We start from the raw sequence: 13,311 nt of genomic DNA, 5'->3' as shown, positions 1-13,311 counted from the left end.
ATTCATTTGATGCTTAACTACTCATTTAAATAAGTCGTTGTACGGTTCTGAATCAACTTAGCCACTTCTTCTGCCGATTTCTGGCCACTGAAATACGATTTGGATTCTTCTTCAATCATGGATAGCAACTTATCATCCGCCTGGGCCAAGCTGCTCGCAGATTGAATGAGCTGTTTCAGTTCATCGTAGTGGCGATCCGTCATTTTCGTTGTAATCTCACCGTTCTTAACACGCTTCTTGATGTCTTGAAGCATCTGTTCATTGACGGATGCGAGAAGCGAGAAGCCTTCTCCATCATTCATGGATTGCGCTTCTTTTGACATAAGGAATGCGATGAACTTCCACGCTTCATCTTTAACTGGTGAATTGGCTGAAATGCCAAGTTGATTCGGTATTAAGAAGGTGGTACCAGGCACATCTTCTTTCGTATGCGGGGTAGGCAATAATTTCGGATTCGCATAGAAATTGAATGCCACTTGAGCTACATCCAAAGGCGAGTATAAATAGGTATGATAGAACAATTGGTTGTTCGGCTTGCCTGCACTTGCCGATAAGATTTTTTCGTCGTACATTTTTTGAATTTGTTTCAAACTCTGTATGAATAACGGTGTATCGAATTTCGCCTGACGATTATCAGCATCTATGAAATCAGTAAGATTATTCTTAACCAAGATTTGCAGGAATCGTTCTGGCGCGTAACTCGTTAGGGCGAATTGATCTTTGCGGCTGCTCGCCTTAAACTTGCGCGCCACCTCCTCGAACTGTGTCCAAGTCCAGTTCTTCTCGTCCACCTTGACTGTCTTCGCAAGGGCATCTCCATTCCCGACAAACGTACCGACGAAGAAGGAAGAAGGGACAGAATACAAACCTCCATTTATTTTCATCCCATTCAACACATTCATGTTCAGGTCACTTTTATTTATCGTTTGATCGGCTTCTAACCTATCGTTCATATTGACAAGCATTTTTTTAGACACATATTTCTCGACTGGCAAATAGCTCATTTCAATAATATCTGCGCCTTCCCCTGTTAACATCGTTGAATTCATCTGTTTAAGATACTTTTCAATGGCCGTTTCCGTCATTTTTTCCTCGATGCCCAAATAAGCTTGAATTTGCAAGTCGATATCCGGATATTTCTGTTCGAATTTCTTCTCCAGCGCCTCGAAGTAAGGATAGACATAAAGTGAACTTAGGGTAACAATCGTCTTCCCGTCTTTGTTCTGTCGCTTTGCTTTACTAGCAGCATCCTTGTTAGATCCATCTCCACTGCCGCAAGCGGTCGTTGCAGCGATTAAGATACACATCATGCCCATCATGATTTTCTTTTTCATCGTATGATTCCTCTCTTCTTCTCAATCATTATTGCAGTCGAATGCGATTGCCGTTCTGTAACGGCTCTGTGCTCTCAAGAATAATCAGATCATTCATGTCAAAATCAAATGACAGGATCAGCGTTTCCTTGTCATTGGATTCACTGGAACGAATCTTGGTCTTAACTACAATAAAATTATTGCCTAGAGCGCCCTTCTGCTGTTCGATCCGGTACACATATTTGCCCTCTCGATCCTGGTGAATCGCCTCATTGGAGATTAATAACCCCTCTTGTGAAGAGCGTTTCTTCAGTTGGATGAACGCCTGTTCACCCCCCTTCAGTTCTGAATCGATCACTTGCACACGAATAATTTTCTGTGCTGTCGCTGTCGGGGTCTTGTGCTCTTGATTCGAAGAAGTATCCAACCGCGGTGCTGCATCAGCGATCTCATAGACCGTCCCTTCAATATTTCTAATTTCCTGACCAGGGTTGGGACGAATCTCGATCGGCACCTTCTCTTTCAACGTGACCCCCAGGCTGGATAGGAGCGATGAATCGATCATGAACTCTAATCGATATCCTTGAAGATTGTTCGCAACCTGAACATCCGGCTCACTCATCGATGCCATCCCTTCAATGGCATTCAATCGGGTGATAACTCCGTCGAAAGGGGCGATAATCTTCTTGTTGTTCTCGATTTTTTCTTTAAGCGAATGAATCTTCCTCTCCTGTACTCCAATATCAATTCTACGAATCTCGATATCGCGTCGGGCGCTGCGCACCTTCACTTCGTCCCCATCCGTGGCGAATGCAATAAACTGATCTTGACTGTTCTGCAGATCGAACTTCAGCTTGGCCAATTGCGCTTCCTCGTCTTTTAGTTCTCGTTCCGTTAATTTGCTGTCATAGGTGATTAAGGTCTGCCCTTTCTTCACACGATCCCCTTCTTTGACAGCAATAGCCGTAACTTTCCAGCCTGCGGGATTAAGTAGCTTCACTTCCGCCAGCGGCTGCAATATACTGCTCGCCTCGAGCGAATGCTCGATACTGCCTAGAATCGCTTTCTCTGCTCTTACTTTCGGCAAAGATAGTGATTGCAGCGTGTTGCTATACAGCGTAAAAATCAGAAGTGTTATCATAAACAAGATAAATATCCATAAGATCTTTCGTTTTCGATCCAATTCCGTTCCCTCCCTAACCAGTACACCTAACCTTTGATGCCAGATAGTTGAATGCCCTCGATAAAATAAGACTCCGCATATAGAAATAACAGCACCATGGGTGTCATGTAGAGCATAGATGCCGCGAAAGCAACGCCTTGCTCTTCCTGATTAATTCGCGATAGAAAAACGGACAACGGTTGCTTAAACGGATCGTCTAAGAAGATCAACGGTTGCTCCACCATATTCCAGTAATCGACGAATAATAGAACGACAAGCGCCGCGATTCCTGGCTGAATCATCGGGATAATAATCCGCAAAAATATCCGAAGATGTCCGGCACCGTCCATTTTGGCAGCTTCGATGTAGGCATACGGAATATTCATCGTAAACTGTCTAAGCATGAACACGCCGAATGCTGCGAAAACACCTGGTAGAATAATCGCGCTAGGAGAGTTCAACAGCCCCAAGCGGTCCGCCATAATATAGTTGGGTACGAGCGTCACTTGGAACGGCATAAGCATCGTCAATACATAGACCAGAAACAACTTGTCCCGTCCTGGGAATCGCAGCTTAGAGAATGCATAAGCAGCTAACGCCGCAATCAGCGTCTGTCCTGCAATAATTGGTACGACCATGAAAACGGAGTTCCAGAACATCATCAGAAATCTAGTGTTCTCTACTAAAACTTTATAATACTGTTCAAAAGATACGAAATCTGGCAGCAGCTTCAAATTGACGAATCCCGTTGAGTTCAGCTTCCCAATCGCTTCGTAATTGATGTTGATTTCTTTGGCAGTCGTTAATGAATTTGTGAACGTAATCACGATTGGGAACAGCAATACTAGCGCTATGAGCGATAACATACCCGTGAGTACTGCTTTTTGCCACCAATTTGTTTTTTGCACTTGTCTCACCTCCTGCTACTCCATAAACTGCCGGAACCTTCGTTCAATCGCAAATAATAGGAGCACGATGAACAAGATGCACCCTACCATCATGGTTGCTGCTGCAGTTATCTTCTGAATATCGAGCGACATAAACGTATTGTTCATATAGTGTTGAAGCATATATATGCTGTCATGGGGATAATCTCCTGCAATCAGGTACGTTTCCCGGAATACTTTGAACGAATTGATAATGGACATGATGATGACGAAGAACATCGTAGATGTTAGATAAACAAGCGTAATGCTCGTGAACTGCCGAAGACGCCCCGCGCCTTCCAAGTCGGCGGTTTCGTAATAATCTTTCGGTATTTGCTGCAGTCCTGCCAAGAATAAAATCATGTTATATCCAACGTTCTTCCATAAATACACGACCATCACAACATTTCTCGCAGCGCTTGTCTTCATCCAATCCACACGTTCGATCCCAAATACATGGAGCATTGCATTCAGCGAACCGTTCCAATCAAATAGAATCTGCCAAATGACAACAATGGATGCGACAGGAACGACAAGCGGCATTACATAAGCAGTTCGTAGCATGTTACGAAAATAAATGTTCTGATTTAGGAGCATGGCTAAGCCAAGAGATATCGCAATGATGACTGGAACCGTCACAACAGTGAACAAGAAGGTATTGGACGCTGCTTTGCGAAAGGAATCGCTTTCCAGCAGCGTATTATAATTATCCAAGCCAACGAATTGGCCATCGATCGTGCTATCCATCAAGGAGTACCCAACACCGGTAGCAAATGGTATCAGATAAAACAAGGCGAATCCGATCAAGCTTGGTGTGAGAAACATCCAGGCAGCCGCCCAATCACTTCGAATCCATTTATTTTTACTGGTCTTTCTAAATATATCCACAGCAAAAACCCCATTTCTTTTTCAATCGTGTGCCCCTTCCTGCTACGACAAGGATAGGTGAAACTTATTAAAAAGAAATAGGGTAATTATTAAATTTTCCTAAAGTTGCTACAGCTTGCGGTAACCATATTTCGAATAGGGTATGTGTCGTGCTGCTCTCGCTGTGATCGTGCCGTTATGTCATTTAACATTATTACTAGGTAAATTGTCCAAGACCGTACTGCCTTCTTGATTGGTGTATTATTTGCAAAATATCATCCCAAGGCGGTCAGATAAGACAGTGGATTTCTGATCACTACAGCGCTTTCCTTACCATCTGGCGATAATAACGAACAGTAAGAACAGCAAACATGAAGTAAATTAGCGTGTAGATTGCCATGGCAATAGCTGCGGGAATGGTGATGTCTGACAGTGTCAGCGCTGTGGCAGTTTTTACGGCGAAGTAGGCATGTACAAGCCCAATCACAAGCGGAATCGCAAACACAAACAGCTGTTTACGTATAATGCCGCCCATCATTTCACGCTCCCCGAATCCGAGCTGCCGCAGAATCGTATAGCTCTTCCTCTCCAGCTCCGCCTCTGTTATCTGCTTGAAATACAATATGCTGCCTGTTGCGGTCATAAATATAAGTCCGAGAAAGCCTGCAGTGAAGAGGATTAGTCCAAATTTTTGATGCGACTCCTTATAATACGTGTAGAAGCTTGGTCTATACTCGTCTGCTTTGACATATTTCGCATAGAAATCAGCAGCTGCTGCGCGATCACCCATAAGCGCAATCTGATAAGTATCAATACGAACAACCTCCTGCTCTGTAAGCATAGGCATCTGCTCGCGAATATCTGTTAGCGTCGCCTCAGAGACGATCAGTTGACTGCCCTGCACGTTAAAGTTCATCATATAACGATCAATGCCATGGATCACATTTATTAGGGCATACCCCCTGTATGCTCCCAAATAAGCTGCCTGCGGAAAATGAACAGGATCCCGCTCCGTGCTTACTGTTTTCCTTAGGCCACTATACCAGATGGCCTCACTTTGTTCCGGCACAACAATATCGGCACCACTTGCCTGCAGCTGTTCTGCTGCAAGTAGCAAAAAGTTGCGTCTATCCTCCTTCCCTGTTCCAAAACTACCTGTCAGTCGAACCGCCTCAATTGGATAGTGTACAAATGGAAGGCCTGTCAACTCCAAATCAGCACGAAATGAATTTGCATCGTGCTCATTATTTTCAAAAATGAAATCGTATGGCATCATGGCCCGAGCCTCACTTTCGGCCGAGTAGTAAATCGAGTACGCGAATGCCACCATTGTCAATGTCATTGCGGACAAAACCGTAATCAACGTTAGAAATATCGCATTTGATTTCATTCGATGCATGATCGGTGCCAGTGATAAACTGTTTTTCAGTCCAAGCTGCCCATTCCTATTCCTACGAATCAGGTAGAACAGCCAACCAATCGTTACACGAAATACTAGATAAGTTCCCAGGATGGTTGAGGCGAGAATGGCCAGTAATTGCAAAAAAAATTCCGGACCAAGCGTTTCATTGGAGAGCATGTAACCTATTACGATCAACAAAATGCCGAGCAGCCCCATGATAGTGGACAAAACTGCTTTAGGCTGTGTTGGTTGAGCGCCCTGACGATCCACCTTGAGCAGTTCAATAAGCGTGGTGCAGTAAACTTTGTACAACGTTTGTATTAATGTAAGGACGATGAGAACAGCAAACACAATAGCAGTTTGCATGGCAGCTGAGCTGGAGAATGAGACGGTTAGTACACTTTTACTACCAACCAGTTTCAATAGAATGAGTAAAAAAAGTCGTGACACGAGTGCCCCGCTGGCAATTCCGATAAGGAGCGCTCCTATGCCAAGAAATACATTTTCCGTTATGAGCAGCAGCCCCACGGTCCTGCGGGTAAGGCCAACAAGCTGATACAACCCGATTTCCCTGCTGCGCCTCTTCAGGAAGATGCCGTTCGCATAGATCATGAATATGATCATAATCGCAAGCAGTAAAATCCCAGCCACTTTAAATAACAAAGCGAATTGAATATCTTTGAAGATAGCTGCCATAATTAAAGAATCATTGGCCAAAGTAGCAAACACAAAATATAGGGCAGTACTCATCATAAACGCGAAAAAATATAGATAGTCATGTTTCATATTACTTCGCATACTGCGGATGACCAGCTCACGCAGGGTCAACGTGGTCACCCCCGAGTACGGCCTGCACGTTCATAATATCTTTGAAGAAAGTTTGCCGCGTTTTGCTGCCGCGATATAATTCGGAATACAGCATACCATCCTTCAAAAACACGACTCGACTGCAATAACTCGATACGATTGGATCATGAGTCACCATCATTATAGTAATGCTGCGCTGCCGATTAAGCGCCTCTATTATCTCCAATAGTGAGGTGGCTGCTTTCGAATCTAGCGCGCCTGTTGGCTCATCCGCGAATAGTAGAGCAGGGTGCTGAATCAAGGCTCGTGCAATAGATGTCCTCTGCCGCTGCCCGCCAGAAATTTCATGGGGGTATTTATCGGCAATATCCAGGATGCCAAGATCCAATGCAATTTCCTGAAATTTAGCCTCTACCTCTTTTTTTCGCATTTTACTAAGCGATATGGAAAGTAGAATGTTCTCTTTCACCGTCAGCATATCTAACAAGTTGTAATCTTGAAAGATGAATCCGAGCTTATTGCATCGGATAATAGACCGTTCAGCGTCTTTCATAGTCGAGATGTCGACATCTTCGACTACTATTTTTCCAGCCGTCGCTTTATCCATTGCTGCCAGCACCTTAATCAACGTTGACTTTCCCGAACCGGACGGTCCCATAATGCCGACAAATTCCCCTTCTACGACACGTAGATCAATGCCTCTGAGCACCTGCTGAACATTACCCCTGATACCATAGGATTTACGGAGTTGTTGCGCATGCAGCACGGTTTTTTTCATATTGCTTTGAATCATCTTCTTAGCCTCCCGCTCTGCTCCAACATTTATTTAAGAGAAAAAGGTCATTTAAACACATTGGCAGACTTAATTGTCTCATTCCAAGATTGTTATGTCCGTACCGGTTCGAACTCACGATTTGTAGAAAAAATCATCCCAATCTTTGTTCCTACGTGCGTCTCCGATTGCACCGTTAATCCAATCCCGATTTTGAGTGCGACAGTCTGTGCTAAATAGAGCCCCAGTCCGGTTGCCGCATTTTGCAATCTTCCGTTTTCCCCGGTAAATCCTTTATCAAAAATACGAGGCAAGTCATGGGCGGCAATACCCTGCCCTTCATCCTTGATTGCTAATCGGACATGTCCATCAGGCGTGACTGTAGTCGTGAGCAATATTGTTCCGCCTGCGTAGCTGTATTTTACCGCATTGGTCAGCACTTGCCGAATGATGAAGCGGCACCATTTGCGGTCTGTCGTAACCAAAGCCTCCTCTCCTTCAATCTCGATGGCTATATTTTTCTCCACACACCAGGGGGCCAACTCGCGTATTTCCTTGACCGCAAGCTGCTGAATCCCGATTTGTTCCACCATATAATCCGACTCTAGCGATGACAAACGTGAAATGTACAGCTGTTGGTCAATGAGCAGATGAATCCGCAGCCATTCTGATTCAACTTTACGTAGCTCCGGATTGCCCCTATTGGTATCTATTGTCAGTTTCATGGCGGTCAGCGGGGCTTTCACTTCATGTACCCAGGCGGTAATATAATCCTTTTCCATAGCTTGGGCAGCATGGCTTTCTGAAAGTTTACGTGAATACCAGTAACCCGCTGTCTGCAAAAGCTGATTTGTGGCTTCTTCGTGATAAAAGCTAGGAGGCGGCATCATCTCAAGCCAGTCTTCATCTATCTGTTCAGCTAGATTCGACAGCACGCGCGCATATTTCATTTCTTTTCCAAAGCGCCAACCTACAAATAAGATCATAGACAAAATGAGCAGCGAGTTTAAATACAGTATTGATTCAGTTCTGATCGAAATGCCAGGGTCGATCCAGATTAGCAAATCCACGAATAACAAGGAAAGCAGGTAGAAAACAATCCAGCTCGTCCTATCAGCCAAATAACGGAGTAACAAGTCACTCCCCCCTTATAACGTTGCCGCCATATAGCCAAGCCCTTTCTTCGTGACAATGGCTTCCTCCAACTGGAACACTGTTAGCTTTTGGCGCAGCCGAGTAATATTTGCAGTTAACGTATTGTCATTGACGAAACGTTCATCATCCCACAGCTTGCGGATTAGATCATCGCGAGATATAACGGTATCCTTAGCCTTAACCAGCAATACAAGGATAAAGAACTCATTCTTCGTTAACACCACATCCTGTCCATTTTTGCGGATTAGCCCTCGATTCAAATCAATTATGGAGCCGTTCCATTCGATCAGATCGATCGTTTCCTCCCCATAAGCATAAGTCCGGCGAAGAATCGCTTGAATCTGGGCTAATAGCACATCCATATGAAACGGCTTCTGGATATAATCGTCGGCTCCCATATTCATCGCCATTATCATATCTAACGGATGATCACGCGACGATAGAAATAGAATCGGTACTTTCGAAACCGCCCGAATCTCACGACACCAATGAAAACCATCGTACATCGGGAGTTGGATATCAATGATGACCAGTTGCGGCTGTTGGCTAATAAAAGTGTGCATTACATCGTCATATCGCTCCGGTCCCATGACGTGAAACGACCATTGCTCCAACTTCTCCTTTAAGGAACGGAAAATTGCAGCATCATCTTCTATAATCAAAATGTTTAAATCCATCACGGTCATCATCCCCTCCTGCGATTGTCGCGATTTATATCCTATAATGATAATCATCCGCAGCTTTCTATTATCATATCATTCCAATTTAAATTTTTGAAAAAGAACATTTCGACAGTAATCTAAACAAAAAAAGAGAGGCAACTACGCCCCTCTCACCAACGTTTCCTCCCTAATTCGGAAGCAGCATCGTAAATAGTAGCGCTGCCAATTCTTGTTTGTTCAGATCTCGCTGCGAGCCGTAGTCGATTGTGCCATTCGTTTCGGTCACCTCCGGGCCATGCAGCTTCCATTTCACAACAGAGCTGACTGCATCGACAGCCCATTTTGACGTCCCAGGCGCTAACGCAGCCGTAGCATTCGGCTCTCGAATTTCCGATCCCGCCAGTATGCGAAAAACAATAGCGGCTGCTTCCTCTCGGCGAATCGGACGGTCTGGTTCGAACAAGTCATCGCTTGTCCCATTCAACAGGCCTGCCTCTGCAGCGGCATGAATATCTTTTCGATAGGGAGAGTGTTCAATATCCTTAAATGAAGATGGGTTGGTAGACTCAGAAATATTCCATATTGCGTTAAAAGCATGAATGAAGGCTCCTCGAGTAATGGGCTGTATAGGATGAAATGGCTTAGACAGATCATCTGTTAAGAAACCGAGCGATTTCAAGCCATGAATGTAACTGTTATAGGGATGATCAGCTGATACGTCCGGGAAACCTTGCTGGTTCTCCGCGATTTTAGCAGCGTAGCTGAATTGATTCGCATATTTGAGATAAACAATGCGACCGTTTGCATCCATTTTGAACGCGAGCGGCTTCCCCTGCTCATCCACAAACAGTAGATTATCCACCTGCGTCAGCTTATTATTATGGCTGTAAGGATCACTTACCAGGAGCGTACCGTCGCCTGTAACTTCAACTTTGGTCATTAATTTAATCCTCAAATCGGAATACAAGCCCTCAAATTTGGCAAGTGTGGCTTTGGAATGCGGTTGAAAGCCCATCGGTCCAAATGAGGGTTTACGATCAGCATAATAATGATCCATAAAGGCGGCAAATAAATCTTTTCGTACATCTTGATTCGTATTGTAAGAGACGAAGACACCTGTTTTACGGTCAGGTAGCAGCCACAGCAAAGAGCTGAAGCCAAGAATATCGCCGCCTTTTGAGATCACATCTTCACCGTTTGTACTGGACAGATCTACAGACGACTCAAAGCCGTATGTCATATCTGGCATCTCCGGGTGGATGGCGATGTGGTACGCCGACATCGCCTTCACAGATGGAGGCGACAGGATCACAGTACCATCAACGGCCTGGCCATCGTTAAGGAATGCTCTCATAAACAACGCCATATCAGAGGCTGTCGATATCATACTGCCCTCCGGCCACTCGCTCGGCGACAAATCATACGCTGGAATGGCGTTATTCGCCATATCGTAAGATGTTACCATGCGTCCAGCCAGATCTTTCGTTAGCCGAAAGCTGCTTGAAGTCATGCCAAGCGGTTCAAACAGATGCTTTTGCATATAGCTCCCAAAGGGCTCTCCACTTACCTGCTGTACGATGTATCCTTGCAGCCTCGAGGCGAAATTATCATACATGTATGACGTTCCGGGCTTCCGAACTACCGGCGGGAACTGCATGAAGATACTTTCTTTTAGTGAAATCGGCTTCTGAGAAGCATCGGTCAAATAGCTGGCATCTGCAGGTTCGCGCACTTCAAATCCGGTCGTATGCGTTAGCAGGTTCTCGATCGTGACGGGTGTACGGAATGGATTGGTGACTTTGTAACCATCCAGATACTTTTCAATATTGTCTTGAAGTGAAATCTTTCCTTGCTCAACGAGCTGCATAATGGCGGCTGCCGTGAACACTTTGGAGACAGATGCGATTCGAAAGGTTGATCGACTTGCGTCTACAGGCGTTTTCGACGTTTTGTCAGTCATACCGTAGCCCTTGGATACAAGCACCTTACCGTCTTGTACAACGGATACAGTAATAGTCCCTGCTTTTTGCTTGATGGCATCCTTGGCAAAAAAAGCGTCCAAAAACGCCTCTACCTCGCTGCCATCAACTGGCCCACTCGTATAATCCATCAAGGGCACGTAGTCTGTTTGTGGGAGGGCATTATGGACAATGAAGGCCATCCGTTTGACGGTGTCAGTTCGACTCGCTTGTGGCTGCTTCTGAGCGTACACGCTTGTTTCTGCAGCGAGGCTGATCACCAGTACAGTGGTCAGTATGCTAAGTACGCGTGGGATTTGATTTCGACGTTTCTTCAACTTAAATCCTCTCCTTACTTTTCTAAAATTTGGACCTGGTAACCAACAACATCATGCAAGAGCTGTAGCTGCTAGTTAACTGGGATGTGTCGGAACATTTTATATTGACTGGCAGTTCTTGCACCCTTATTTTATTGTTTTACATTAGCCACCGTCGCTCGATTGAGATGACAAGCAAGATCGGAAATGTGACATTCTTATCACATTCGATATTCTAGAAATCATAGTAGACAATAAAAAAACCACCAATCCCAATTACGGTTTTGGTGATATTCTATATGAATAAGTCTGCTGTTAGTGGTTCCTTTATTCGTTGCAAATAAGCTATACATTATAAAATATATGTTCACCAGCTAGAAAAGGAAGGCAGTAATCTTCATGATTACGCAAGGACGACTGAACTATAAAGCCGCTCCTATTTGCCAATGCATCCAGCATCTGCAGTTCGCCAAAAAACCGCTTTTTGTTTTACGAGGATACAAATAAACAAAGCAGGTCATGCGGACCTGCTTTGTTTATTTATCTTTATTAAGTTATTTATGTAACCAGCTTAACTCGCATACATGGCGAGAAATCGCTTCTGTATTTCCTCAGGTTCCAAGGTTTCAAGTGTGGTTGAGATCATCCAATAATGTCCGAATGGATCCTTCACACTTCCCGCTCGTTCACCGTAGAATTGATCGGCTATCGGATTGACGATTGTCGCTCCAGCTTCAACCGCCTGATGGAACAGCTTATCTACATCGTCGACCAAAAGATGGATACCGACCGTTGTATTGCCTATCGTTTCCGCCCCTAAAATGCCGTATTCGGGATATTCGCCAGCGAGCTGTATGAGAGCTTCGCCGATTACAATTTCAGCATGAGCGACTTTGCCTTCCGGCTCCGTCAAGCGATATTTCTCTACGGCATCAAAAGCCTTCTTGTAGAACTCAATCGCCTCCGCAGTGTTCTTGATCCATAGAAACGGGGTTACATTAACCATTTACATTCACCTCTCTTTTTTCACTATTTTAACCGCCCCTCAAACGAGGGTATAGTAAAAAATTGACCCCTTAGTTATGGATCGCAACATGATTGTGATGCCTGCCTTGCGCTGATAAATAATCAGTAGGATTTAGACTGGAGAAAGCCTGAAAATCCTTAATAAAATGCATCTGATCATAATATCCGCAAGCGATGGCAACATCCAACCAATTGACGCATTTCGTGTGGTCTAATCTGTTCAATACCTCCTGAAAACGACGAAGACGACAGAAAAGCTTGGGCGTCAACCCCACTTCTTCTTTAAAGATCTGAATAAATCTCCGTTGACTTAAACCGATTTGATCAATCACATCCGAAAGGGGTCTTGTATGCGGCAACCGCATAAACTCGTTAAGTGCGAAGCTTACTGCCGGATGGCGTATTAGTGGTCGGGAAGCCAGCTTGATCAGATTTGCTTCAAGTATTCGAAACATTTCATCTACCGTTTGTGATTGAAGCAGCATCTCACGCAGATCATAGGCGCTTGCTCCCCACAGTGCATCCAAGGAAACATGCGTATTATGTAGTTCATTCACCGGCATTTTAAGAAATGGGGAAATGCCGCCCGGTATGAAATGTATGCCCAAAACAGTGGCCTCTGCGGAAGTATCGATAATGAAATATTCGGAATGCGGCCCGCAAATAACAGAGCTGCCGTATGTCCGTAATGGGTCCTTGTACTCTCGGCTGAACAATTTAATCTTATCGTTATGCAGGTTGATCACGAGTTCAATCGAACCATCAGGTAGCGAAAGCTCCTTTGAATGAGGTGGTGCATATCCTTCAAAATACCAGAAATAATCCACAAAACCTGACAATGGTGCTTGTGGCGTATACGTTCGTATCAGCATGGCATATGCGCGACTCGCGTTATGGACGTGAAGTCCGCGGAGTCACTCCGTCCTTTCTTGGGGTACTTTGCG

Annotated in this window: 11 protein-coding genes; all 11 read right to left on the bottom strand. The window is 44.7% G+C overall.

Annotated features, from left to right (window positions below; genetic code table 11):
- Nucleotides 1-17: 17 nt before the first annotated feature.
- The 11 genes from MH117_RS18310 to MH117_RS18260 all read right to left on the bottom strand — a co-directional run bounded on the left by MH117_RS18310 (nt 18) and on the right by MH117_RS18260 (nt 13,239).
- A complete protein-coding gene (locus MH117_RS18310; protein WP_239331051.1) occupies nt 18-1,334 on the bottom strand; it encodes an ABC transporter substrate-binding protein in 1,317 nt (438 codons plus the stop codon).
- Between the two features lie 28 nt (nt 1,335-1,362).
- Nucleotides 1,363-2,496, bottom strand: coding sequence for an efflux RND transporter periplasmic adaptor subunit (locus MH117_RS18305; RefSeq protein WP_239331049.1), 1,134 nt, complete (start codon nt 2,494-2,496; stop codon nt 1,363-1,365).
- A gap of 26 nt (nt 2,497-2,522) precedes the next feature.
- Complete coding sequence (locus MH117_RS18300) at nt 2,523-3,341, bottom strand: carbohydrate ABC transporter permease (protein ID WP_275444728.1); 819 nt, start codon at nt 3,339-3,341, stop codon at nt 2,523-2,525.
- 57 nt (nt 3,342-3,398) lie between these two features.
- Nucleotides 3,399-4,226 carry a carbohydrate ABC transporter permease gene (locus MH117_RS18295; RefSeq protein WP_239331360.1) on the bottom strand — a complete coding sequence of 276 codons (828 nt, stop codon included), beginning with the start codon at nt 4,224-4,226 and terminating at the stop codon, nt 3,399-3,401.
- A 358-nt stretch (nt 4,227-4,584) separates the two neighbouring features.
- Nucleotides 4,585-6,456, bottom strand: a complete 1,872-nt coding sequence (locus MH117_RS18290; protein WP_239331043.1) for an FtsX-like permease family protein — start codon at nt 6,454-6,456, stop codon at nt 4,585-4,587.
- Nucleotides 6,457-6,484: 28 nt separating this feature from the next.
- A complete protein-coding gene (locus tag MH117_RS18285) occupies nt 6,485-7,270 on the bottom strand; it encodes an ABC transporter ATP-binding protein (RefSeq protein ID WP_239331040.1) in 786 nt (261 codons plus the stop codon).
- A 92-nt stretch (nt 7,271-7,362) separates the two neighbouring features.
- Nucleotides 7,363-8,385, bottom strand: coding sequence for a sensor histidine kinase (locus tag MH117_RS18280; RefSeq protein ID WP_239331037.1), 1,023 nt, complete (start codon nt 8,383-8,385; stop codon nt 7,363-7,365).
- Between the two features lie 12 nt (nt 8,386-8,397).
- Nucleotides 8,398-9,081: a response regulator transcription factor gene (locus MH117_RS18275; protein ID WP_239331358.1), complete on the bottom strand. Its 684-nt coding sequence runs from the start codon at nt 9,079-9,081 to the stop codon at nt 8,398-8,400.
- Between the two features lie 172 nt (nt 9,082-9,253).
- Nucleotides 9,254-11,362: a serine hydrolase domain-containing protein gene (locus tag MH117_RS18270; protein ID WP_239331034.1), complete on the bottom strand. Its 2,109-nt coding sequence runs from the start codon at nt 11,360-11,362 to the stop codon at nt 9,254-9,256.
- A gap of 550 nt (nt 11,363-11,912) precedes the next feature.
- Nucleotides 11,913-12,347: a VOC family protein gene (locus MH117_RS18265; RefSeq protein WP_239331031.1), complete on the bottom strand. Its 435-nt coding sequence runs from the start codon at nt 12,345-12,347 to the stop codon at nt 11,913-11,915.
- Nucleotides 12,348-12,417: 70 nt separating this feature from the next.
- Entirely contained in the window at nt 12,418-13,239 is an 822-nt protein-coding gene (locus MH117_RS18260; RefSeq protein WP_343224470.1) for a DUF6597 domain-containing transcriptional factor, read from the bottom strand.
- Nucleotides 13,240-13,311: the final 72 nt, after the last annotated feature.

Origin of the sequence: Paenibacillus sp. ACRRX, assembly GCF_022346885.1 — a bacterium.
In the GTDB taxonomy this organism is placed as follows: Bacteria; Bacillota; Bacilli; order Paenibacillales; family Paenibacillaceae; genus Paenibacillus_B.
This window is presented reverse-complemented; position numbering and strand designations above follow the sequence as displayed.